Genomic DNA, 23,022 nt, shown 5'->3' with positions numbered 1-23,022 from the left:
CTGCAATCCCTCACGCAAATTTGAACTTTAATCAAAAAAATCAAGAAATGAATAAAATAAAACAAGCACTTCAAAACCGAATCCTAATCCTCGACGGCGCTATGGGCACGATGCTGCAGCGCTACAAGTTTTCTGAAGAGGATTTTCGTGGCGAACGGTTTAAGGATTTTCATAAATCGGTTCAAGGGAATAACGATTTACTTTCTATAACCCAGCCACAAGCCATTGCTGAAATCCATTCAAAATATTTCGCCGCGGGAGCAGATATTGTTGAAACCAACACCTTTTCCAGCACTACCATCGCAATGGCCGATTACGATATGCAGGATTTGGTTTATGAACTGAATTTTGAATCTGCCAAAATCGCAAAAAAAGTGGCAGATGAATTCACTGCAAAAGAACCCAACAAACCGCGTTTTGTAGCTGGAGCAATAGGCCCGACAAACAAAACTGCCAGCATGAGTCCCGATGTAAATGATCCAGGTTTTCGTGCTATTTCATTTGAAGAACTCCGCGTTGCCTACAAGCAACAAGCCGAAGCCTTGATTGATGGCGGTGTAGATTTACTTTTGGTTGAAACAATTTTCGACACTTTGAACGCAAAAGCAGCCCTTTTCGCAATTGATGAAATAAAGGAAGAGCGAAATTTAGACATTCCAATTATGATAAGTGGAACCATAACCGATGCTTCGGGAAGAACACTTTCCGGGCAGACGGCGGAAGCATTTCTGATTTCAATTACGCACATTCCACTTTTGAGCGTAGGTTTCAATTGTGCTTTGGGCGCCAAACAACTCACGCCCCATTTGGAAGTGATTGCAAACCGCACCAATCTTGCTGTGAGTGCTTATCCAAATGCAGGATTGCCAAACGCGTTTGGAGAATATGATGAAAGTCCGCAGCAAATGGCTTCGCAGATTAAGGAATATCTCGACAAACAATTGGTAAACATCATCGGCGGTTGTTGTGGCACCACGCCGGAACATATTCAAGCAATTGCGGAAATCGCTTCGCAATACAAACCGAGACCAGTTTTTAATTCTGAAAACATTGCGGTATGATTCCCACAAAACAAGAAGTTGAAGAAGCGTGTACGCGGGTAAAACCGTACGTTCACAACACGCCTGTGCTGAAATCTTCCTATTTAAATGAACTTTCCGGAGCTGAAATTTTCTTCAAATGCGAAAATTTTCAAAAGATGGGCGCATTCAAAATGAGAGGGGCGACCAATGCAATTCTTCAACTTTCTGATAAACAAAAGAAGGCTGGCGTGGTAACACATTCCTCGGGAAATTTTGCGCAGGCACTTTCGTTGGCTGCGAAAAATCTTGGCGTAAAAGCATACATCGTGATGCCCGAAAATGCGCCACAAGTGAAAAAGGAAGCTGTAAAAGGTTACGGTGGAATTATCACAGAATCCGAATCAACGCCCACTGCGAGGGAATCCGAAGCAGGCTTAATCCAAAAAAGAACCGGAGCAACATTTATCCATCCTTCAAACGACAGAAATGTTATTCTCGGCAATGCAACCTCCGCAGCGGAATTGTTGCAATCGCACCCCGATTTGGATTATGTTTTCACACCCGTTGGCGGTGGTGGATTGATTGCGGGAACTTTGCTTTCCGTAAAATATTTTGGGACTGATTGCAAAACAATCGGCGGCGAACCTTTCGAGGTTGATGATGCTTTTCGAAGTCTAAAAAGTGGAAAAATAGAATTTAACGAAACCACAAATACAATCGCCGACGGACTCAAAACCTTTCTCGGCGATATCAATTTCCCAATAATAAAGGAATTGGTTTCTGAAATAATTAGGGTTGAAGAAACTGAAATAATTGCAGCAATGAAACTGATTTGGGAACGAATGAAAATTGTTGTGGAGCCTAGCAGCACAGTTGCTTTTGCGGCTTTGCTTCGCGAAAGAGAACGATTTAAAAATAAAAAAGTTGGAATTATAATTTCTGGCGGAAATGTGGATTTAAAGAATTTGCCATTCTGAAAAACTTTGCGTCCTCTGCGCCTTTGCGGTATATTTTTTCACCGCGGAGGCGCGAAGAACGCAGAGAGAAAAATGAATAATGAAAGCTAAAAAATATCTAAAATTAAGCGGTCTTGAACCATTGATTATAACCCCCGAAAGCAATTTCATAAATGTGGGAGAACGCACCAATGTGGCAGGTTCAAAGAAATTTCTTCGACTTATAAAAAGTCGGAATTTTGAGGAAGCCCTTTCCGTTGCCCGCGAACAGGTGGAAAACGGCGCGCAAATCATCGATGTAAATATGGACGATGGTTTGATTGATGGCAAAGAGGCGATGGTGAAATTCCTAAATCTCATTATTGCCGAACCGGATATTTCGCGAGTGCCGATAATGATAGACAGCAGCAAGTGGGAAATCATTGAGGCCGGATTGCAAGTGGTTCAGGGAAAATGTGTGGTAAATTCCATTAGTTTAAAAGAAGGCGAGGCAGAATTCGTCCACCATGCAAAACGCATAAAACGCTACGGCGCCGCGGTAATCGTAATGGCTTTTGACGAAACGGGCCAAGCCGATAATTACGACCGAAGAATAGAAATTGCCAGCCGTTCGTATGATATTTTGGTAAATCAAGTAAAATTCGCCCCTGAGGATATTATTTTCGATTTAAACATTTTCCCCGTAGCAACGGGAATGGACGAGCATCGAAAAAATGCTATTGATTTTATTGAAGCTACGCGTTGGGTTCGTGAGAATTTGCCACACGTTAGCGTAAGCGGTGGCTTAAGCAATGTTTCTTTCAGTTTCCGCGGAAATGATCCCGTTCGTGAGGCGATGCACTCCGTGTTTTTGTATCACGCCATCCAAGCTGGAATGAATATGGGTATCGTAAATCCGGCAATGCTGGAGGTTTACGACGATATTCCAAAGGATTTATTGGAACGCGTTGAAGACGTAATGCTCGACCGTCGCGAAGATGCCACGGAACGTTTGCTCGATTTCGCAGAAACCGTAAAGGGAACTACAAAAGAAAGTAAAATTGATCTTTCGTGGCGGGAAGAACCTTTGCAAAACCGTATTACCAGAGCATTGGTTAAAGGAATTGATGAATTTATTTTGGAAGATATTGAGGAAGCGCGACAAAATGCACCTAAGCCCATTGAAGTGATTGAAGGGAATTTAATGACCGGAATGAATGTGGTTGGTGACCTTTTCGGAAGCGGGAAAATGTTTTTGCCACAAGTGGTAAAGTCGGCTCGGGTGATGAAAAAAGCGGTTGCTTATTTGCTTCCATATATTGAAGAAGAAAAACTGAAAAATCCACAAATCGGCGATTCAAAAAACGCTGGAAAAATACTTATGGCCACGGTAAAAGGCGATGTACACGATATCGGAAAAAATATCGTCGGCGTTGTTTTAGCGTGCAATAATTATGAAATAATCGATTTGGGTGTAATGGTTCCACCAGAAAAAATTATTGCAACCGCAAAAGAAGAAAACGTGGATGCCATTGGTTTGAGCGGATTGATAACGCCATCGTTGGATGAAATGGTTTTTTTGGCAAAAGAAATGCAACGTCAAAATTTTAAAGTTCCTCTATTAATTGGCGGTGCAACGACAAGTAGAGCGCATACGGCGGTAAAAATTGATCCCGAATACGAATGTACCGTGGTTCACATAAATGATGCTTCACGAGCAGTTACAGTGGTTGGCGATTTACTGAAAAAGGAAACTTCGGCTTCCTATAAAGAAAATCTGAAAAAAGAATATTACACTTTTCGAAAGGATTTTCTGAAACGCCAAAAAGTAAAAACCTATTTGCCCATTTCCGAAGCTCGAAAAAACAAGTTTCAAATTGATTGGAAAACTTCTGAAATAGTGAAACCCAACAAACTGGGAGTCCAAGTTTTAAAGGATTTCGATTTAAATCTATTGCTTGAATTTTTAGATTGGACGCCGTTTTTCAGAAGTTGGGAATTGCACGGAAAGTATCCAAACATTTTGACGGATGAAATTGTGGGCGAACAAGCTTCGGAATTATTTAAGGATGCGAAAAAAATGTTTCATAAAATAATTTCAGAAAAATTGTTGGAAGCGAGGGCTGTCTTTGGAATTTTTGGAGCAAATACTATTAATGACGATGATATTTCTTTGGAAATCCCAAATCTCAAATCCCAAATCCCAAATCCCGTATTCCGAACCCTTCGCCAACAATCACAAAAAGCTAAAGGAAAACCAAATCTCGCCTTGGCAGATTTTATCGCTCCGAAAGAAACTGGAATTCAAGATTACATCGGCTGTTTCTGTGTAAGTACAGGTTTTGGAACTGCGGAATTGGCCGCAAAATATGTTGCTGAGCACGATGATTACAATGCGATTATGGTAAAAGCTTTGGCAGACCGCTTGGCAGAGGCTTTTGCGGAATATCTTCACAAAGAAGTGCGAACCAACTATTGGGGCTACGCTTCCGAAGAAAATCTTTCAAACGAAGACCTCATTTCAGAAAAATATAAAGGAATTCGCCCAGCGCCCGGTTATCCCGCCTGTCCCGATCATTTAGAGAAAAGAACCATTTGGGAAGTTTTAAAAGTGAAAGAAAACATTGGGGTTGAACTTACCGACAGTTTGGCAATGTGGCCAGCAGCTTCGGTTTCGGGCTATTATTTTGCAAACCCTGAAGCACGTTATTTCGGTCTCGGAAAAATTAAAGAAGATCAAATTGAAGATTTCGCAAAGCGAAAAAATATGAATATAGAAGAAGCCACGAATTGGCTGAAAACAAATCTTGCAGATTAGATGAAAGTAACCGAACACATAAAAAACGGCAACGGGAAAACACAATTTTCGTTTGAGATTTTACCGCCATTAAAGGGTGAAAATATTCATTCCATTTTTGAGAATATTGATCCGTTGATGGAGTTTCAGCCGCCTTATATAAATGTTACATATCACCGGGAAGAATATGTTTTTAAGGAATTGAAGAACGGGTTGATTGAAAAGAAAATCGTTCGTAAACGTCCGGGAACGGTGGGGATTTGCGCGGCAATCCAAAACAAATACGAAGTTGATGCCGTGCCGCACATTCTCTGCGGTGGATTTACTAAGGAAGAAACCGAGAATTTTTTGATCGACCTTCAGTTTTTGGGGATTGATAATGTGATGGCTCTGCGCGGCGATGCGGTTAAAAGTGAAACCTATTTTACGCCCGAAAAAAACGGACATAAATATGCCTGCGATCTCGTTTCGCAAATAAATGCGTTGAACAAGGGCACTTATTTGGATGACGAGCTGCAACATACATTCCCGACGGATTTTTGTGTGGGCGTGGCCGGATATCCCGAAAAACATATGGAAGCCCCGAGCAGCGAGAGCGATATCCATTTCCTAAAAAAGAAAATAAAAAACGGCGCGGAGTACATCGTTACCCAAATGTTTTTCGACAATGAAAAATACTTCAAATTTGTAGAGAAATGTAGGGCAGAAGGGATTACAGTGCCCATTATTCCGGGTTTGAAACCCATTGCGGTAAAATCACATCTCAATTTAATTCCGCATAGATTTAAAGTTGATTTACCAGATTCGTTGGTGATGGAAGTGGTGAAAGCAAAGGATAACAAAGCAGTTCGGCAGATTGGGATTGATTGGTGCGTAAAGCAAAGTCAAGAACTTGTAAAAGCTGGAGTTCCGTTTCTACATTATTACTCAATGGGAAAAAGCAGCAATATTAAGGAAATCGCTTCGCAGGTATTTTAAGATTGCTTTATTTTGCGGTGATGTCCCGAATCACGCTTTTATTAATTTTTTTCACAACCTCTTTTGTTTTTTCCCAAGAAAAAAATAAGGATTTTTTTGTTGATGCCAATTATTTCTATGGAACGATTCTTCGGCACAATAAAGATATTTCACATTTGGTGAAAGCCCATCCCGATGGTTTTATCGTTGGCTTTAACCGAAAAACTTACGGAGCCGAGCGATGGCAACAGGAATACAATTACCCCGATTGGGGTTTTTCATTTGTACATCAAAATGCAAATTATGATGTTTTGGGTGAAAATTATGGGCTGTACGGGCATTTCAATTTTTACTTTTTAAAACAAAATCTTTTCTTCCGAATAGGGCAGGGTATTGCCTATAATACTAACCCTTTTGATTTCGAAACTAATTTCAAAAACAACGCATACGGCAGCCATTTTTTGAGTTCTACCTATTTAATGCTGAATTACAATAAGCAAAATATTTTTAAAAACTTCGGAGTGCAGGCTGGAATTGCTTTGGTGCATTATTCCAACGGAAATTTTAAGGCTCCAAATTCCAGTACGAATGCCTTCACTTTAAATTTAGGCGTGCAATATTCGGTGGCTGACGAGACTCAAGAATATATCTCTGATTCGCTTCCCAAGAAAATTTCAGAGCCCATAAAATACAATTTCGTGATTCGCGGCGGGTTGAACGAAAGCGATTATTTAAATCTTGGCCAGCATCCGTTTTTTGTGATTTCAGCCTTTGCAGATAAGCGGTTGAGTTATAAAAGTACGCTTCAGTTGGGTGCGGATTTTTTCTATTTGCCCTTTCTGAAAAAGGAAATTGAATATCTCTCCATTGCTTTTCCAAGTGCTGGAGTTAAAGGCGATGAAGATTTTAAACGCGTCGGCATTTTTGCGGGCCACGAACTTCATATTAATAAATTGGCTGTCGTTTCACAGGTTGGTTATTATGTGTATTATCCCTACGATTTTGAGGGAAGAACGTATTTTCGTGTAGGTTTGAAATATTATTTAACCGAAAAACTTTTCAGCGCAATCACTTTAAAATCGCACGGTGCGAAAGTGGAAGGCGTGGAATTTGGCGTGGGAATTAGAATATAGATTATGAAGAAGTTATTTTTTGTCAGCTTGGTTTTTTTGCTGTTTTCGTGCGATTCCGAAAACGGTTGGGACTGTGTGCAAGCTGCTGGAAGTACGGTTTCCAAAGAATATTCTGTTTCAGATTTTTCAAAAATCAGGATTGAGGACGATGTGACTTTATATTTGAAACAGGGCGATTCAACACAAATAATTCTTGAAACGGGCGAAAACCTTTTAAGCGATATTTCCGTAAATGTTGAAGGCGAAACATTAGTTGTGAAGGATCATAACAATTGCAATTTGGTGCGCGATTACGGAATTACAAAAATATATGTAACCGTTCCAAACATTACTGAAATCAGAAACAGCTCGGCTTACGACGTTATTGGCGAAGGAGTTTTGCAATTTCCAAGACTCACTTTGGTGAGCAATAGTTCAGCTGGTCCAGAAACAATTAGGAAGAGTGGCGATTTTTATTTGAACATTATTTGCGAAGAATTCCGTGTAAATGCAAACGGCCAAAGTGCTTTTTATATAACTGGCACTGCTGAAAAAGCCAATCTAAGCTTCGCTGATGAAATGCCGCGGTTTGAAGGAGAAAATTTTACAATTAATGAACTCACTGTTTTTCAAAGAAGTGCGAACAAAATGATTGTAAATCCGCAGCAAAGTATCGTCGGAGAAATCGTGGCAACGGGCGATATTATTAGTTATAACCGTCCGCAATTAGTGGATGTAAAAGAATTATTTACTGGCAGGCTATTATTTGAAGATTAGTTTATCTTTACCGGCGTTGAAAAAAATATGAAGCACCTTCTTTCCTTATTTACAATATTGCTTTTAAGCTTTCCCCTTTTTGCGCAGGAAGAAAAAGAATTGAAACCCGTTTCACTGGAAGCAGATTTTTTCTACGGAAGTGTTTTGGAGCACAATCCGGATATTGAACATTTAATATCGGGGCATCCTACCGGATTTATTTTTTCCTTCAACAGAAAAACATACGGTTTCAATGAGTGGGAACGCCGCTATAATTATCCTGATTGGGGTGTTACTGTCGCTTTTCAAAATTTGCACAATGAGTATTTGGGAAATGTTCTGGGTGCTTACGGACACATAAACTGGTATTTTTTAAACCGAAATCTGATGGTGCGTGTTGGGCAGGGAATTGCCTATTCCGATCTTAATTATGATCCAGAAAACAACTACAATAACAATGCATACGGCACAAACCTTTTAAGCACCACTTTTTTAAAGGGAAATTATGTGCGTGAAAATATTTGGAAGGGGCTCGGTTTTCACGCTGGCTTTACTGTAATTCATTATAGCAATGCCAATTTTAAAGCGCCTAACAATAGTACAAATTCATTTTTGCTAAATGCTGGAGTAAGCTATCAATTGGATTACAAGGAATTTCCAGAATATATACATAAAGAGGATTCCCTCAGTAAAACGCACGCCGAAAGGTTTAAGTACAATCTTGCTTTCAGAACAGGTTTGAATGAAAGTGATGTAGTGGGTCTTGGGCAGGAACCTTTTTATGAATTGTCTTTTTTCGTTGATAAACGCTTAAATTACAAAAGCACACTTACTGGGGGAGTAGATGTTTTCTTTTCCGCTTTTTTAAAGGAATTGATTACCTATCGTTCCATTGCTTACCCTGAAGACGGACTTTCGGGCGATGAAGATTACAAACGTGTCGGTATTTTTGTGGGGCACGAATGGCGTTTTAATCGTGTAGCTTTTGTTTCGCAGTTGGGTTATTATGTGTATTGGCCGTATGCTTTTGAAAATCGGGTTTACAATCGGTTAGGATTGAAAAGATATTTCTTTGATGATAATATATTCGCCTCGGTAACAGTGCATGCGCATTGGGCAAAGGCGGAAGCTGTGGAATTTGGAGTGGGTTATAGATTGTGATGCAAAATGATGGAAAAAATGAGCAACAATAAAAGTATCGAATTTTGCAATAGAACATCAAAGCTTTTCCGAAAAGTCTTGTTTCTTGTTTCTTTCAGCGCAGCGTTCTTGGTTCTTTTTTCTGGATGTGATTCAGAAAATGGTTGGGACTGCACACAGAAAGCCGGCACTATTGTACAAACGGAATTTACAGTACAACCGTTTACAAAAATTCTTGTTTGGGAACGCATTAAACTTTTTGTAAAACAAGGCGCAGAACAAAAAGTAGTTGTTGAAACTGGTGAAAATTTAATGACAGATATAGAAGTTTCCGTTACAGATGGAAAACTTGAAATACACAACAACAATTCCTGTAATTTGGTTCGTGATTATGGTTTGACTAAAGTATATATCACTTCACCAAACATAACTGAAATCCGCAGTAGCACAGGTTTGCCAATTGAAAGTATTGGCGTGCTTCAATATCCTTCATTAACACTTTTGTCTGAAGATCAACAAAACGAAGATCAATATCATACCGATGGAGATTTTACGATGAATTTGGAAGTGGGAAATTTGACAATCGTAGCTAATGGTTTGTCCAAATTTTATTTAAGCGGAAGTGCAAATAGCGCAAATTTCGGTCTTTATGCAAGCGATTGCAGAATTTTTTCTGAAAATCTTATCGTACAAAATCTGATTGTTTTCCACAGAAGCACTGCCGAAATGATTGTGAATCCACAGCAATCTATCCGAGGAAAAATAGTAAGTCTGGGGGATGTAATTTCCAAAAACCGACCGCCAATAGTTGAGGTTGAGGAGTTGTATCGCGGGAAACTTATTTTTGAATAGTTAATTCAGAAAACAATTTTTCTAACGTAGTATTTTTTTGGTGCAGCTGAAGTATTTTCAAACCATTGTCGTGCGCAAAATCGAAAACCTTTCCGCGCATATCCTGTTCGGTTTCAAAATATAATTGATAGACAAAACCGATTGAATTTTCAACCTTTTCAATCTTCGGAAGCTTTTGCAACGCAATTTCTTCCACGCGATAATCAAACTCCACTTCAATAATTTGCTGTTTGTTATTTTTTAAATCTGAAAGCTTTTTGTCGAGTACTATTTCGCCTTTATTGATAATTATTACACGGTCGCAAATGGCTTCCACTTCCTGCATAATGTGTGTGGAAAGCAAAACCGTTTTTTCCTTCCCAACGTTTTTTATAAGTTGACGAATTTCAATCAATTGGTTTGGATCCAAACCTGTAGTTGGTTCATCTAAAATTAATACTTCCGGATTGTGCAAAAGCGCATTTGCAAGCCCAACGCGCTGGCGATATCCTTTTGAAAGCTGCCCAATTTTCTTGTTCGCTTCGGAAGTTAAGCCAGTCTTTTCAATAACATTTTCAACTTCTGTTTTTGAAATATTATAAATCCCAGCATTGAAAAGAAGATATTCGCGAACGTACATATCCAAATAAAGCGGGTTGTGTTCCGGCAGATAGCCCACGCTTTTTTTCACGGAAATATCATCCTTGTTTACTTCAAAACCATTCACAATTGCCACGCCTTCCGAAGCTGGAAGGAAAGTGGTCAAAATCTTCATCATCGTAGATTTTCCCGCGCCGTTTGGCCCAAGAAAACCAACGATTTCGCCTTTTTCTATAGTGAATGAAACCTTGTTTAGCGCTTTTTGTTCGCCATAGGTTTTGGTAATATTTTCTACTTGTATAGACATATTTTCAGAAGTTGAACAAAGTTAAGCAAATAAAAAAATGAAAAAAGGCTTTTTCGTTTTTAAGAATTAACTACATTAGCAATCTATTAAAACACAATGAGCACACTTTTTACTTTCAACAATTTTTGGTTTTTCTATTTTAACGATAGAACCGGGATTGTTGTATAGGTAATTGAACCATAAAACATTTAAAGTCCCGGAAATATTTTCCGGGACTTTTTTTTTAACCTAAATTTAAAATTATGAGCCTAAAAGTAGCAATTCAGGGAATTGAAAGTTCGTTTCACCACCAAGCCGTCCAAAAACTTTTTCCGAATGAGGAAATTACACTTTTAAGCTGTGATTCTTTTGAAAAGGTAACGACCGCAGTAAATAATAGCAATGCCGATTTTGGCGTGATTGCCATTGAAAATACAATCGTTGGCTCGATTTTACCGAATTATGGGTTGATTGATACAGGCAATTTTGAAATCTTGGCAGAAACCGTTTTAAATATTCAAATGTACGTGATGGCTTTGGAAAGTGAATCCATTCACGATATAAAGGAGATACATTCACATCCTGTGGCGCTGCTTCAGTGTCGGGATTATTTGCAGAAATTTCCGCCGCAATTCAAGGTTATTGAAGGAAAAGACACTGCTTCCGAAGCGAAAAGAATCAAAGACCAAAATTTAACGGGCGTTGCTGCCATCGCTGGGAAACAGGTCGCTGAAAAATTCGGACTTAAAATTTTGGATAGTAATATTCAAGATATAAAGGAAAACCATACACGCTTCGTACTTTTGGGCAAAAAAGAAAAGAAAAGGATTCAGGAAGCCGACAAAGCTTCCATTAAATTTGTACTGGAACACAATGTTGGGAGTTTAGGAAATGTTCTTAATCTTTTAACGACATTCAATATAAATTTAACCAAGATACAATCGCTGCCAATTGTCGGCAAACCGTGGCAGTATGCTTTTTTTGTGGATGTGGTTTTTGAGGATGAAAATTTCTTTTTTGAAGTGATGGAAATGCTTAAAAAAACAGTAAAAGAATCAAAAATATTGGGTGTTTACAAACAAGACGAAACACATTGCCAAGCTCAATTTTCAAATGCAATTTTAAATGGAAAACAATAAAAACCTTCGCAATTGGCTAAACAAAATGGAACTGGCCCACCCAATTGTAATTGCCGGTCCGTGTAGTGCCGAAACGGAAGAACAAGTGCTAAAAATTGCACACCAATTAAAGGAAACCGATACAACCGTAATGCGCGCAGGAATCTGGAAACCCAGAACCCGTCCGGGAAATTTTGAAGGCGTTGGTGCTTTGGGATTGAAATGGCTTCAAAAAGCAAAACAGGAAACTGGTTTGATGACCGCGACCGAAGTTGCAAACGCAAACCACGTAGATTTGGCGTTGAAACACGATGTTGATATTCTTTGGGTTGGTGCGCGCACAACAGTTTCGCCTTTTATTGTTCAGGAAATAGCCGATGCTTTAAAGGGAACCGATAAAATAGTTTTGATAAAAAATCCCGTCAATCCAGATTTGGCGCTATGGCTGGGCGCCGTGGAACGTTTTTATGAAAGTGATGTGAAAAACCTGGGCGTAATCCACCGCGGATTTTCTACTTATGAAAAAACGCGTTACCGCAATAATCCGGAATGGCAGATACCGATTGACCTTCAAAATAAATTTCCAGATTTACCTTTGATTTTGGATCCTTCGCATATTGCGGGACGTCGTGATATTATATTTGATTTATGTCAAACCGCCTTGGATCTAAATTATGACGGATTGATGGTAGAAACACATTTTGACCCAGATAACGCTTGGAGCGATGCTGCACAGCAGATTACACCAGCCGCTTTAAGACAAATGACTATCGATTTGCGAATTCGGAAACAGGAAGGCGATGCAGTTGAATTTAGAAATAAATTGAACACATTGCGTACAAAGATTGATGTTTTGGACCATCAGCTTATAGAATCCTTGGGAAAAAGAATGAAAATTGCCGATAGTATTGGAGCTTTAAAAAAGAAGAATAACGTGGCTATTCTTCAAACAAAAAGATGGAATGAGGTTTTAGGGAAAATGATTTTGGAAGGCGAAGAAAACCAACTGAGTGAGGAATTTATTTTGAAAATTTTTAAAGCCATTCACCAAGAGTCCATTAATCACCAAAAAAAGGTTATTAATGAATAATGAATAATGAATAATGAATAATATTGTAATATAGATTGAATATTTTTGAAACCTGAAACCTGAAACCTGAAACCTGAATGAAAGGCCTTGTCTATAAATCTACTGGAAGTTGGTACAGCGTAAAAGCCGAAAACGGAACTTTTTACGATTGCCGAATAAAAGGCAAGTTCCGTATGGATGGAATAAAAAGCACCAATCCTGTTGCGGTAGGCGATCACGTAGATTTTGATATTGAAAAAAAAGGCGATGAAACAGTTGGGGTAATCAAACATATTGACGAGCGTGAAAACTACATCATCCGTAAATCTGTAAATCTTTCAAAGCAAACCCATATAATTGCTGCAAATATTGATGTTGCTTTTCTTTTGATTACATTAAACAACCCACCAACATTCACCACTTTTATAGATCGTTTTTTAGTTACTGCAGAAGCCTATCACATAAAGGCGGTTTTGCTTTTCAATAAAATTGACACTTATAATGATGATGAATTGCTCGAAATTAAATTGCTCGCCGCGCTATATCGAAAAGTGGGGTATGAGTGCATTGGCATTTCAGCAATCACAGGAAAAAATATTGACAAAGTAAAAGCTTTGATGCAGGACAAAGTAACTATGTTTTCTGGGCATAGCGGCGTGGGGAAATCTACATTAATCAATGCTTTGGAGCCGGGCTTGAGTTTAAAAACCTCAAAAATTTCTGATCAGCATTTGCAGGGGCAACACACAACTACTTTTGCCGAAATGTTTGATCTTTCCTTTGGCGGACAAATAATAGACACTCCCGGAATTAAAGGTTTTGGAGTGGTTGAAATGGATAAAGAAGAATTGGGTGATTATTTTCCCGAGTTTTTTGAACTGAAGGAAAATTGCAAATTCAACAACTGCCTCCATTTGGAAGAGCCTCAATGCGCTGTGAAAGAAGCTTTGGAAAATGAAGAAATAGCGTGGTCCCGATACAAAAGTTATTTGCAAATTTTGGAAGGCGAAGAAGATCATTTCAGAAAAGATATTTATGAAAAGTAAAATTCCAAACCTCAAGCACCAAATACCAAAATTCCACTAATCGAACTATCCAACAATCTAAAAATCCAACGATCCAAAAATGCGCGTTTTAATCCAAAGAGTAAAAAAAGCATCCGTAATTATTGAAGAAAAAGTTTTTTCCGAGATAAATCAAGGGTTGCTGATTTTATTGGGAATTGAAGCGGAAGATACCCAAGAAGACATCAACTGGTTAGCAGGAAAAATTGCCCGTTTGCGGATTTTTTCTGATGAAAAGGATGCGATGAATCTTTCGGTGCAGGACATAAACGGAGAATGTTTGGTGGTTAGTCAATTTACACTTCACGCAAACACAAAAAAGGGAAATCGTCCTTCTTTTATAAACGCCGCAAAGCCAGAAATTGCTATCCCACTTTACGAAAATTTTGTGTTACAACTTGAAAGGGAAACCAATAAAAAAATTCAGACCGGTAGCTTCGGAGCAATGATGGATGTGGCTTTGATTAATGATGGGCCAGTTACTATTTGGATTGATTCAAAAAGAAGAGAATAATTTCTTTAACTTTTTCTTAACCTTTAAGGAATTTTATATATTGCCGAGCTATAAACGCTTTTTATGAAAACGCTTTTTTGCTTTGCATTTCTATTATGTTCAGCCCAAATATATTCCCAAAAAGATTACTCCCTAGCTTCTGTTAACAAAGAACTGACAGAATATTCCAACAGTATTTTAATTGATGAATTGGTTGAAATAGATGTGACCGACATCAACAAAATGAAAACCAAAACACACCGAGTTTTGGCGGTTTTAAACAAAATGGGTGATGGCGATGTAAATCTTCGCGAGTATTATGATAACAATTCCCGTGTAAAAAATATTGAAGTTTGGATTTATGATGCTTTTGGAAAGGAATTGGAACACTTCAAAAAGAAAGATTTTGTAGATGTAAGTAGAACGGGAATAAGTATCTATAGTGATGATAGAATGCTTGGTATTAACTATACGCCCACCACTTATCCTTATATTGTTGTTTACGAAAGCGAAACCGAGAGCGGAGATTCTGCATTTATAAGCCCGTGGTATCCTTTGGGAGGGTATGCTGAAAGCACTCAAAAAAGTGTGTTGAAAATTAAATTTGCCCCAGCCAACAAACCAAAATATAAATCCCAAAACTTAGAAGGTTTTGACATTTCAATTTCTGAAGCCTCAGAAGAAATTACTTTTACGGCTTTAAATTTAATGGCGATTCGCGGTGAGGAATACAGTCCTTCATCTAACAGTATTTTCCCTAATGTGCTTTTAGCACTCAATGATTTTAAACTAAAAGAAACTTCGGGCTCTGTCAAGGATTGGAAAGAGTTTGGTGAATGGGTAAACAAAAACTTGCTTTCAGATGTGAACGAACTTCCAGAAGGAACTCTTTCAAGGATTAAAAGCTTGGTTGCAAACGAAACAACTAATGAAGGAAAGGCACGTAAAATCTATCAATATGTGCAAGACAAGGTTCGTTATGTTTTTATAAATATTGGTATTGGCGGTTGGAAACCTATGCTTGCTTCAGATGTTGACAAACTAAGTTATGGCGATTGCAAGGCATTGACCAATTATACAAAAACGCTCTTAGACGCAGTGGGAGTTCCTTCATATTATACTTTAGTAAACGCTGGAGATGATAAAGTAGATATTCAAAAGGATTTTGCCATTATGCGTTTTAATCATGCCATCCTTGGAATTCCAGATGGAGATGAAATAACCTGGTTGGAATGTACTAGTCAAGATGCACCCTATGGTTATATGGGTGATTTCACGGATGATAGAGATGTAATAATAATGACGCCCGAAGGTGGGAAAATTGCACACACCAAAATCTATAAAACCGAGGGGAATACACAACAGAACACTTCAAAAGTAAAAGTTGATGCCAATGGCAATGTTACGGCAAATTTTGAAAGTGTTTCAAAAGGGCTTCAATATGACAATAAATACTTACTTCCGAAGAAGAAAAAGGACGATGTGGATGAATATTATAAAAACCGTTGGAGCTATATCAACGGGTTTTCATTGAACAATTTTGAATTCATCAACGATCGTGAGAATATTGTTTTTACTGAAAAAACTTCAATAAGTATTCCTAATTACGCAAATGCAGTGGGCAATGATTTTCTTTTCTGTGCCAATATTTTCAACCAAAACCAATACATTCCACCACGTATTGAAAACAGAAAACAAAATCTTTATTTGGGGCATGGATATATTGATGAAGATACTGTAGAAGTTGAAATTCCTGAAGACTTTTCTGTAGAGGTTTTGCCAGAGAACACTATTTTGGAAACCAAATTTGGTAAATATGAAATAAGCTTCTCCAAAACTGTTGAGAACAAATTGGTTTATAACCGAAAACTGAGGATCAACAAAGGCGAATATCCTTCTTCAGAATATGAAAACTATAGAGATTTTATGAGATCTATTGCTAGATTGGATAAAACAAAAATACTTTTAGAACAAAACGTAGAATAAACAACCTTGACCAATGAAAATAAGCCTGTTTACAACAATTGCATTGTTATGCTTTCTGAACATTACAGTTGCACAGAACTATAAATTCGGAAAAGTTTCTGAAAAAGAACTACTTCAAAAAGAACATCCAACTAACCCCACTGCAGATGCTGCAGTGCTTTACCGAGAAACCAAAACCGATTTTCAATATACTGAGGACTCCGGATGGTATATGGTTACTGATTATTTTGAACGTGTAAAAATTTACACCAAAGAAGGTTTTGAGAGAGCAAACGCAACTATAAATTTATATAAAGATGATAAAGAGGATAAACTTCTTAACCTGAAAGGTTATACATATTATATAGGTGAAGACGGCAAAGTGCAAGAAGTGAAACTTAAAAGTGATGGGATTTTTGAGGAAGAGACCTCTAAATTTCTTACGCAAACAAAAATTACAATGCCAGACGTGCGCGAAGGTTGTATTATAGAATATAAATATACCATCAATTCGCCTTTCATTTTTAATATAGATGAATTCAGGTTTCAGGAAACCATTCCTGTTGAGAAAGTGAAAGTGCTTTTCACAACACCAGAATACTTTGTGTACAAAACACACCAAAGAGGTTGGGTTCCTTATAAAGTAGATTCTGAAACAAGAGAACGGACAATGTCTTTTAGACAAACAGAGCAGATGGACACAAGAACTTTTGGAAAAGGAATTCAACAAACAGAAACTAGGGAAATAAAATTTAAGGAAGATACATACACTGTGGAGCTTGACAATGTGCCAGCACTACAGGAAGAAGCATTTGTTGGTAATTTAGACAACTACACAACTGCTTTGCAATTTGAGATGAGTTATATAGATATTCCTGGCGTACCACTTAAAACCTATGCCACCACTTGGGAAGACGTTTCAAAAAGTATTTACCGCATAGATGATTTTGGTGCAGAACTTAAACGAAATAACTATTTTGAAAATGATATAGATGCTCTTCTTAGCGGCGCAACCAAACCCGAAGAAAAAGTGGGTAAAATATTTTCATATGTATTGAATAAAATGAACTGGAACGGCTTTAACAGCTTTTACACTTATGAAGGTGTTAAAACAGCCTATAAAAAAGGCTCTGGAAATGTTGCGGATATAAACCTGATGTTGGTTGCAATGCTTCGCCACGCAAATTTGGAAGCAAATCCTGTTTTGGTGAGCACAAAAGAACACGGCATTCCACTTTTTCCAACTCGAAACGGTTTTAATTATGTTATTGCCGCAGTAGATCTTCCGCAGGGAACTCTGTTGCTGGATGCAACAAATAAAGATGCCGAAATTGGCGTTTTAAAATCTAACATCTTAAATTGGCAAGGTCGTGTTATAAAGAAAGACGGTACTTCTGGCTGGGTTTCTTTAAGCTCAATAGTTCCCGCCGTAAAAAGCGCGATGGTGAACGTTGAAATCAAGCCAGATATGTCAGTTGCGGGAAAAGCCCAAAGCAGGTTTACTGGAAATTACGCATTTCAATACAGAACAGAATTCAAGGGCTTAAACGAAGATGCACAACGCAAAGCAATTGAGAAAAATAACAACCAGGCAGAATTGTCTAATTTGCATTTTGAAAATTTAACCACCCTTGGCCAGCCTGTTTCTTTGGAATATGATTTTGAAGCTCTCGACGCTGTTGAAGATGTTGCTGGCAAACTATATTTTTCACCAATGACTTTTATGGCTACAAAGGAAACTCCATTTAAATCTGAAACCCGGGAATATCCTATAGATTATGGTTATCCAATGAAAAATCGGTACATAATCAATATTGCACTGCCCGATGGCTTTAAAGTGGAATCATTGCCAGAGAACGCGGTTTTTAATTTGAGTGAAAACACCGGAAGTTACCGTTATCTTATTTCACAAGTTGGCAACAAATTGCAACTTTCTGTGGAATTTGCAATCAACAAGTCTTTAATAGCAGCTGAAGAATACGAAAGCCTAAAAAAATTCTACGAACTTTTAATTGCGAAGGAAAACGAAAAAGTTGTACTTTCAAGGTCATAATGGATATAAAAAACGCACAAAAAGCAGTTGATGCTTGGATTAAGGAACACGGCGTCCGCTATTTCAACGAGCTTACAAATATGGCACAACTCACTGAAGAAGTTGGTGAAGTGGCACGCATTATTGCCCGACGCTATGGCGAACAAAGCGAAAAGGAAAGCGACAAAAATAAAGATTTGGGGGAAGAGCTCGCAGATGTTATTTTTGTAGTGCTTTGCCTGGCCAACCAAACTGGTGTTGATCTTGAAAAAGCTTTTGAAAAAAAATTAGAGCTTAAAACCAAACGCGATCATGATAGGCATCATGGCAACGAAAAACTTAAATAAATGTTCAAAAAAGTAATAAATACAAAAGGGTTTTGGAAATCTGTAATTTCATTGGCAGTTGCTTTCGCAATTCTTTTTGCCCTTATTAAATGGGCAATTGAAGGTTTTGAGCTTGCATATTTCACTGAACAAGATCCGTGGATGTTTATTTTTACCCTGCTACTTGCAGGTTTTGTGTATGGTTTTTTTGTAACCTTCGGAAAGTTTCGCGCTAAACTTAAAGAAAAAGAGTCTGGACGATGAAAGTCATTCTCGAACACGGAAGTTTTCCTGTTAAAAATGTAAAAATCAACATCAGCGGTTCCAAAAGTGAATCGAATAGAATGTTGATACTTCAAGCTCAATTTCCAAATATATCAATAGAGAATCTATCCGAAAGTGATGACACCAAAGTGCTGCTCGAAGGTTTAAAAACCACAAACGGAACTGTAGATGTGCATCATGCAGGAACCGCTATGCGTTTTTTAACAGCTTATTTTGCAGCAAAAGAAGATACTGAAATAATCCTCACCGGAAGCCAACGCATGCAAGAACGCCCTATCGAGATTTTGGTGAATGCGCTAAAAAGTTTGGGGGCAGATATTGAATATCTTAAAAATGAAGGATTTCCGCCTTTAAAAATAAAAGGAAAATCACTTCAAAAAAGTGAAGTGAAAATTAAAGCCAATATCAGCAGTCAATACATTTCAGCGCTAATGCTTGTGGCGCCAATGTTTCCGAATGGTTTAAGAATTTATTTGGAAGGAAAAACCACTTCTATGCCCTATATAGAAATGACACTTTCACTGTTGAAAAGTATTGGAATAAAGGGAGGTTTTAGTAAAAATGAAATCTTGATTTCTTCAAAGAAAAATGTTGAAACAAAGACTTTGGTTGTAGAGTCAGACTGGAGTTCGGCTTCTTATTTTTATAGCTTGTTGGCACTTTCTGAAAATGCTGAAATGACCCTTGGAAGTTATTCAAACAAAAGTTTGCAAGGCGATTCGGCTTTAGCGCTTATATATGATTCTTTGGGCGTGAAGACTGTTTTTAATACTTCTGAAGGCATCATTTCGCTTTCAAAAAAGAAAACGGAATTGCCAGATTCTCTTCTCCTGGATTTATCAAACACGCCAGATTTGGCGCAGACTATCGCCATAACGTGTTTCGGTTTGGGTATAAGTTGCAAACTAACCGGACTTCACACTTTAAAAATCAAGGAAACAGACAGGCTTTTAGCGTTAAAAAATGAATTGGAAAAAATGGGAGCAACCATTCAAGTTGATGATGACTCGTTGAATCTTGAAAAAGCTACTAAAATCAATTCAAATAAAAGTATTGATACCTACCAAGACCACCGCATGGCAATGGCTTTTGCGCCGCTTTCCTTAAAAACTAAACTTGCAATAAACGATGCCGAAGTGGTTTCAAAATCATACCCAAATTTTTGGAAAGACTTGCAAAAAGTAGGTATTAAGTGTGTTTTGGAAAACTCGTAAAATAAAAAATCTACTTCATTTTTCATCTATTATCCCGCGTCAAGCATCCATCAGAAAACATTTCCAAATAATAAACTCCTATTTACTTGACAACGCCTGTTTTGAGGTTGTATATTTGCGCCCTTGTAAAATCTAAAGACACGACGAATTATGGGAATGAAACTTTCAAATTTCAACTTTAACCTTCCAGAGGAATTATTGGCCGAATATCCAGCTCCAAACCGCGATGAATCTCGCTTAATGGTGCTAAACCGAAAAGATAAAACCATTGAGCACAAAATGTTTAAGGATCTTATCGATTATTTTGAGGAAGATGATGTTTTGATAACCAATAATACAAAAGTTTTCCCAGCGCGTTTATTCGGTAACAAAGAAAAGACCGGAGCGCGTATTGAAGTTTTTCTTTTAAGAGAACTGAACCCTGAAACTCGTCTTTGGGATGTTTTGGTAGATCCGGCCCGAAAGATTAGAATTGGTAACAAGCTGTATTTTGGTGATGACGAAACCCTTGTGGCCGAAGTTATTGACAACACAACTTCTCGTGGAAGAACACTCCGTTTTCTTTTTGACGGTTCTTATGAGGAATTCAGAAATAAATTGACAGAATTGGGCGAAACACCACTTCCAAAATATATTAAAAGAGAAGTAGAACCTGAAGACGCAGAGCGCTACCAGACTATTTTCGCTAAAAACGAAGGAGCTGTTGCTGCGCCAACTGCTGGTTTGCACTTCTCAAAACACCTTTTAAAGCGCCTTGAAATTAAAGGGGTGAATATAGCTGAAGTTACACTTCATGTAGGTTTGGGAACATTCAGTTCTGTTGAGGTTGAAGACCTTTCAAAGCACAAAATGGACTCGGAAGAGATGAGTATTCTTCAAGATGCTGTAGATGTTATAAATCTTGGCATTAATAGGAAAAAACGAATTTGTGCTGTAGGTACAACCGCAATGCGGGCTTTGGAAAGTTCAGTTTCTTCAAACCATACATTGAATGCTTATACCGGATGGACCAATAAATTCATTTTCCCTCCTTATGACTTCAGTATTGCAAATGCAATGGTAACAAACTTCCACACACCAAAATCCACTTTATTGATGATGGTTTCAGCATTTGCAGGACACGATTTTATAAAAGAAGCCTATGCCGAAGCAATCAAAGAAAAATATAGATTTTACACATACGGAGACGCAATGTTGATTATCTAATAAATTTTAATAAACCCTGAAAAATCCTGATGAAAATCGGGATTTTTTATTTTATAAGCATTTGGTTTTCAAATGTCAAAATAAAAATTTACCTTAGTCATCCTTATTTAAAACTAACTGTCAATAGGAATGAAAAAAACTACGCTTTTCTTCATTTTATTTTTTACCATTTTTACCGCCTTTCCGCAGGGCGGGGGAGATGACTTGCCTGAAAGTTGGAATTTGAATTTAGATAGAGTTCCTAATATTATAAGGCTTCCAATATTGGACTTTGAAAATATAGTTCAACAAGACAGTATCAATGATTTGGATAAAACCATGCCCTGGCGTTATGGTATTGAAATTCCTTTAAGTTTGAATATGGAACATGGCGGTCTTTGGACTGATTTGCCTGACGGCGGAAGAATTTGGCAAGCCACAATAAAATCTTCCGGAGCATTAAATTTAAGTGTAAATTTTAATGATTTCTTTTTGCCAAGGGGCTCTCGGCTACAACTTTATAATGACGATCACACCGATATTATTTCAGCTTTAACAAATAATCAAAACTCTAGTGAAGGTCAACTGGGGACTTGGTTTGTAGAAGGTGATATTATTTGGATAGAATATTATCAACCGCCAAGAACTCAAGGCTCACCGAGACTTAATATTGAAAGCGTTATTCACGGTTACAGAATGGGAAGGGTAAATGTGCTTTTTGATGAAAATCGTGGATTGAATGATTCTGGAGAATGTAACTATGACGTTAATTGCCCTATTGGAAACGATTTTGACCAAAAGAAAGATTTGGTAAAGAAAGCGGTTGCACTGCTCAATTTGGGCAATGGCCACTTGTGCTCTGCCTCGCTTATTAATAACGCTCTAAGCGATAAAACTCCCTATTTACTTACAGCGAACCATTGTTTAGAAAATAGCAATCCAGCACTTTGGTCTGCCAGATTCAATTGGGTGAGTCCAACCCCAATCTGTGCTACGGGTGATGAAAGCGGTGATTTGCAAACAAATTTTACAGTAAGCGGTGCCGAATTAAAAGCAAAAAGTAGTATTAGTGACTTTGCTTTGGTTGAACTTTTTAATCCTATTCCCGAATCTTGGGACGTTGCTTTTGCAGGTTGGGATAATTCAGATGCAAATCCGTTATTTGAAGTTGGAATACATCACCCAAATGGAGATATCATGAAAATTTGTCGTGATGATTCCGGAGCTCAAAAAGTAGATGCCAATGGCACTCAAGTATGGTTGATTGGTGGTGGCACCCATGGTCCCGGAAATGGTTGGGAAATAGGCACAACCGAAAGTGGTTCTTCAGGCTCGCCTCTTTTTGACCAAAACGGAAGACTCATTGGGCAATTGTATGCTGGAAAATCTGCCTGTACTGGTTTGGAAAACAATAACGATTATGATATATATGGAAGATTTGGTGTTTCTTGGAACAATGGAAATTCTCCTGAAACACGTTTAAAAGATTGGTTGGATCCAACAAATACAGGGCACACAACAATTGAGACACTTCAGAATTTGTTGAATACACCTGACTTCCAGCTTATAGGCGATCTTAAAATTTATCCAAACCCAGCAAGTACCCTCATTACAGTGATGAACAACAGGTATCCACATCTGTCTTATGTATTTTCTAATGTTATGGGCCAACAAATTCATTCAGGTTCTTTGTCCAACACAATGAATACCATTGCAGTCGATAATCTTTCGGAAGGAGTTTATTTCCTTCATTTAGTGGATGAAGACAGTAACGAATCTATTACCAAAAAGATAATTATAAAAAAATAAACCATAATTCTATTTATGTGTTAAGC

The 23,022-nt window shown here is 37.9% G+C and carries 20 protein-coding genes; 19 read left to right on the top strand and 1 reads right to left on the bottom strand.

The genetic code is table 11. The annotated features are described in order from the left end of the window. The first annotated feature begins 47 nt into the window (after nucleotides 1-47). The 8 genes from Q2U82_RS02160 to Q2U82_RS02125 all read left to right on the top strand — a co-directional run bounded on the left by Q2U82_RS02160 (nucleotide 48) and on the right by Q2U82_RS02125 (nucleotide 9,571). A complete protein-coding gene (locus Q2U82_RS02160) occupies nucleotides 48-1,061 on the top strand; it encodes a homocysteine S-methyltransferase family protein (RefSeq protein ID WP_410006098.1) in 1,014 nt (337 codons plus the stop codon). Next, nucleotides 1,058-1,999, top strand: coding sequence for a pyridoxal-phosphate dependent enzyme (locus Q2U82_RS02155; protein WP_410006097.1), 942 nt, complete (start codon nucleotides 1,058-1,060; stop codon nucleotides 1,997-1,999). The genes Q2U82_RS02160 and Q2U82_RS02155 overlap by 4 nt, the downstream gene beginning before the upstream one ends. A 79-nt stretch (nucleotides 2,000-2,078) precedes the next feature. Next, nucleotides 2,079-4,775, top strand: a complete 2,697-nt coding sequence (gene metH, locus Q2U82_RS02150; RefSeq protein WP_410006096.1) for a methionine synthase — start codon at nucleotides 2,079-2,081, stop codon at nucleotides 4,773-4,775. Then, the gene (metF, locus tag Q2U82_RS02145) at nucleotides 4,776-5,732 is read left to right on the top strand and encodes a methylenetetrahydrofolate reductase [NAD(P)H] (RefSeq protein ID WP_410006095.1); all 957 of its coding nucleotides are present in this window, start codon (nucleotides 4,776-4,778) and stop codon (nucleotides 5,730-5,732) included. Between the two features lie 20 nt (nucleotides 5,733-5,752). Beyond that, nucleotides 5,753-6,844, top strand: a complete 1,092-nt coding sequence (locus Q2U82_RS02140; protein ID WP_410007113.1) for an acyloxyacyl hydrolase — start codon at nucleotides 5,753-5,755, stop codon at nucleotides 6,842-6,844. A 3-nt stretch (nucleotides 6,845-6,847) separates the two neighbouring features. Further along, nucleotides 6,848-7,600 (top strand): head GIN domain-containing protein, encoded by a 753-nt coding sequence (locus Q2U82_RS02135; RefSeq protein WP_410006094.1) that lies wholly within the window; start codon nucleotides 6,848-6,850, stop codon nucleotides 7,598-7,600. Between the two features lie 27 nt (nucleotides 7,601-7,627). After that, the gene (locus tag Q2U82_RS02130; RefSeq protein WP_410006093.1) at nucleotides 7,628-8,740 is read left to right on the top strand and encodes an acyloxyacyl hydrolase; all 1,113 of its coding nucleotides are present in this window, start codon (nucleotides 7,628-7,630) and stop codon (nucleotides 8,738-8,740) included. Nucleotides 8,741-8,758: 18 nt separating this feature from the next. Then, nucleotides 8,759-9,571 (top strand): head GIN domain-containing protein, encoded by an 813-nt coding sequence (locus Q2U82_RS02125; protein ID WP_410006092.1) that lies wholly within the window; start codon nucleotides 8,759-8,761, stop codon nucleotides 9,569-9,571. Here the strand turns inward: Q2U82_RS02125 and gldA are convergent. Continuing rightward, the gene (gene gldA / locus Q2U82_RS02120; RefSeq protein ID WP_410006091.1) at nucleotides 9,558-10,457 is read right to left on the bottom strand and encodes a gliding motility-associated ABC transporter ATP-binding subunit GldA; all 900 of its coding nucleotides are present in this window, start codon (nucleotides 10,455-10,457) and stop codon (nucleotides 9,558-9,560) included. The two genes, Q2U82_RS02125 and gldA, sit on opposite strands and share 14 nt — an antisense overlap. Before the next feature lie 242 nt (nucleotides 10,458-10,699). On the opposite strand from gldA, the gene Q2U82_RS02115 reads away from it, so the two are divergent. The 11 genes from Q2U82_RS02115 (at nucleotide 10,700) to Q2U82_RS02065 (ending at nucleotide 22,996) form a co-directional block, all read left to right on the top strand. Next, on the top strand, nucleotides 10,700-11,575 hold the full coding sequence (locus Q2U82_RS02115) for a prephenate dehydratase (protein WP_410006090.1): 876 nt from the start codon (nucleotides 10,700-10,702) through the stop codon (nucleotides 11,573-11,575). After that, nucleotides 11,562-12,644 carry a bifunctional 3-deoxy-7-phosphoheptulonate synthase/chorismate mutase type II gene (locus Q2U82_RS02110; protein WP_068763038.1) on the top strand — a complete coding sequence of 361 codons (1,083 nt, stop codon included), beginning with the start codon at nucleotides 11,562-11,564 and terminating at the stop codon, nucleotides 12,642-12,644. Before Q2U82_RS02115 ends, Q2U82_RS02110 begins: the two co-directional genes overlap by 14 nt. A gap of 77 nt (nucleotides 12,645-12,721) precedes the next feature. Further along, nucleotides 12,722-13,669, top strand: a complete 948-nt coding sequence (rsgA, locus tag Q2U82_RS02105; protein ID WP_410006089.1) for a ribosome small subunit-dependent GTPase A — start codon at nucleotides 12,722-12,724, stop codon at nucleotides 13,667-13,669. 79 nt (nucleotides 13,670-13,748) lie between these two features. Next, nucleotides 13,749-14,201, top strand: a complete 453-nt coding sequence (gene dtd, locus Q2U82_RS02100) for a D-aminoacyl-tRNA deacylase (RefSeq protein WP_410006088.1) — start codon at nucleotides 13,749-13,751, stop codon at nucleotides 14,199-14,201. Between the two features lie 63 nt (nucleotides 14,202-14,264). Then, a complete protein-coding gene (locus tag Q2U82_RS02095) occupies nucleotides 14,265-16,166 on the top strand; it encodes a DUF3857 domain-containing protein (protein WP_410006087.1) in 1,902 nt (633 codons plus the stop codon). A 13-nt stretch (nucleotides 16,167-16,179) separates the two neighbouring features. Beyond that, nucleotides 16,180-18,198 carry a DUF3857 domain-containing protein gene (locus Q2U82_RS02090; RefSeq protein WP_410006086.1) on the top strand — a complete coding sequence of 673 codons (2,019 nt, stop codon included), beginning with the start codon at nucleotides 16,180-16,182 and terminating at the stop codon, nucleotides 18,196-18,198. After that, nucleotides 18,198-18,524 carry a nucleotide pyrophosphohydrolase gene (locus tag Q2U82_RS02085; protein ID WP_410006085.1) on the top strand — a complete coding sequence of 109 codons (327 nt, stop codon included), beginning with the start codon at nucleotides 18,198-18,200 and terminating at the stop codon, nucleotides 18,522-18,524. Before Q2U82_RS02090 ends, Q2U82_RS02085 begins: the two co-directional genes overlap by 1 nt. Next, the gene (locus Q2U82_RS02080) at nucleotides 18,525-18,767 is read left to right on the top strand and encodes a hypothetical protein (protein ID WP_410006084.1); all 243 of its coding nucleotides are present in this window, start codon (nucleotides 18,525-18,527) and stop codon (nucleotides 18,765-18,767) included. Further along, the gene (locus Q2U82_RS02075; RefSeq protein WP_410006083.1) at nucleotides 18,764-20,002 is read left to right on the top strand and encodes a 3-phosphoshikimate 1-carboxyvinyltransferase; all 1,239 of its coding nucleotides are present in this window, start codon (nucleotides 18,764-18,766) and stop codon (nucleotides 20,000-20,002) included. Before Q2U82_RS02080 ends, Q2U82_RS02075 begins: the two co-directional genes overlap by 4 nt. 156 nt (nucleotides 20,003-20,158) lie before the next feature. Then, the gene (gene queA, locus Q2U82_RS02070) at nucleotides 20,159-21,208 is read left to right on the top strand and encodes a tRNA preQ1(34) S-adenosylmethionine ribosyltransferase-isomerase QueA (RefSeq protein WP_410006082.1); all 1,050 of its coding nucleotides are present in this window, start codon (nucleotides 20,159-20,161) and stop codon (nucleotides 21,206-21,208) included. Nucleotides 21,209-21,337: 129 nt separating this feature from the next. Beyond that, on the top strand, nucleotides 21,338-22,996 hold the full coding sequence (locus tag Q2U82_RS02065; protein ID WP_410006081.1) for a T9SS type A sorting domain-containing protein: 1,659 nt from the start codon (nucleotides 21,338-21,340) through the stop codon (nucleotides 22,994-22,996). The last annotated feature ends 26 nt before the right edge of the window (nucleotides 22,997-23,022 follow it).

Source organism: Aequorivita nionensis (assembly GCF_046352995.1).
Lineage (GTDB): Bacteria > Bacteroidota > Bacteroidia > Flavobacteriales > Flavobacteriaceae > Aequorivita > Aequorivita nionensis.
Note: the sequence above shows the minus strand (reverse complement) of the source record. Positions and strands in the feature narration are given on the sequence as shown.

Bases quoted from the DNA above. Each gene is read 5' to 3' on its own strand.
- dtd (WP_410006088.1), top strand. From the start codon at position 13,749: ATGCGCGTTTTAATCCAAAGAGTAAAAAAAGCATCCGTAATTATTGAA.
- Q2U82_RS02140 (WP_410007113.1), top strand. From the start codon at position 5,753: ATGTCCCGAATCACGCTTTTATTAATTTTTTTCACAACCTCTTTTGTT.
- Q2U82_RS02130 (WP_410006093.1), top strand. From the start codon at position 7,628: ATGAAGCACCTTCTTTCCTTATTTACAATATTGCTTTTAAGCTTTCCC.
- Q2U82_RS02155 (WP_410006097.1), top strand. From the start codon at position 1,058: ATGATTCCCACAAAACAAGAAGTTGAAGAAGCGTGTACGCGGGTAAAA.
- Q2U82_RS02080 (WP_410006084.1), top strand. From the start codon at position 18,525: ATGTTCAAAAAAGTAATAAATACAAAAGGGTTTTGGAAATCTGTAATT.
- Q2U82_RS02065 (WP_410006081.1), top strand. From the start codon at position 21,338: ATGAAAAAAACTACGCTTTTCTTCATTTTATTTTTTACCATTTTTACC.
- metH (WP_410006096.1), top strand. From the start codon at position 2,079: ATGAAAGCTAAAAAATATCTAAAATTAAGCGGTCTTGAACCATTGATT.
- metF (WP_410006095.1), top strand. From the start codon at position 4,776: ATGAAAGTAACCGAACACATAAAAAACGGCAACGGGAAAACACAATTT.
- rsgA (WP_410006089.1), top strand. From the start codon at position 12,722: ATGAAAGGCCTTGTCTATAAATCTACTGGAAGTTGGTACAGCGTAAAA.
- gldA (WP_410006091.1), bottom strand. From the start codon at position 10,457: ATGTCTATACAAGTAGAAAATATTACCAAAACCTATGGCGAACAAAAA.
- Q2U82_RS02125 (WP_410006092.1), top strand. From the start codon at position 8,759: ATGAGCAACAATAAAAGTATCGAATTTTGCAATAGAACATCAAAGCTT.
- Q2U82_RS02135 (WP_410006094.1), top strand. From the start codon at position 6,848: ATGAAGAAGTTATTTTTTGTCAGCTTGGTTTTTTTGCTGTTTTCGTGC.
- Q2U82_RS02090 (WP_410006086.1), top strand. From the start codon at position 16,180: ATGAAAATAAGCCTGTTTACAACAATTGCATTGTTATGCTTTCTGAAC.
- Q2U82_RS02110 (WP_068763038.1), top strand. From the start codon at position 11,562: ATGGAAAACAATAAAAACCTTCGCAATTGGCTAAACAAAATGGAACTG.
- Q2U82_RS02160 (WP_410006098.1), top strand. From the start codon at position 48: ATGAATAAAATAAAACAAGCACTTCAAAACCGAATCCTAATCCTCGAC.
- Q2U82_RS02115 (WP_410006090.1), top strand. From the start codon at position 10,700: ATGAGCCTAAAAGTAGCAATTCAGGGAATTGAAAGTTCGTTTCACCAC.
- Q2U82_RS02085 (WP_410006085.1), top strand. From the start codon at position 18,198: ATGGATATAAAAAACGCACAAAAAGCAGTTGATGCTTGGATTAAGGAA.
- Q2U82_RS02095 (WP_410006087.1), top strand. From the start codon at position 14,265: ATGAAAACGCTTTTTTGCTTTGCATTTCTATTATGTTCAGCCCAAATA.
- queA (WP_410006082.1), top strand. From the start codon at position 20,159: ATGAAACTTTCAAATTTCAACTTTAACCTTCCAGAGGAATTATTGGCC.
- Q2U82_RS02075 (WP_410006083.1), top strand. From the start codon at position 18,764: ATGAAAGTCATTCTCGAACACGGAAGTTTTCCTGTTAAAAATGTAAAA.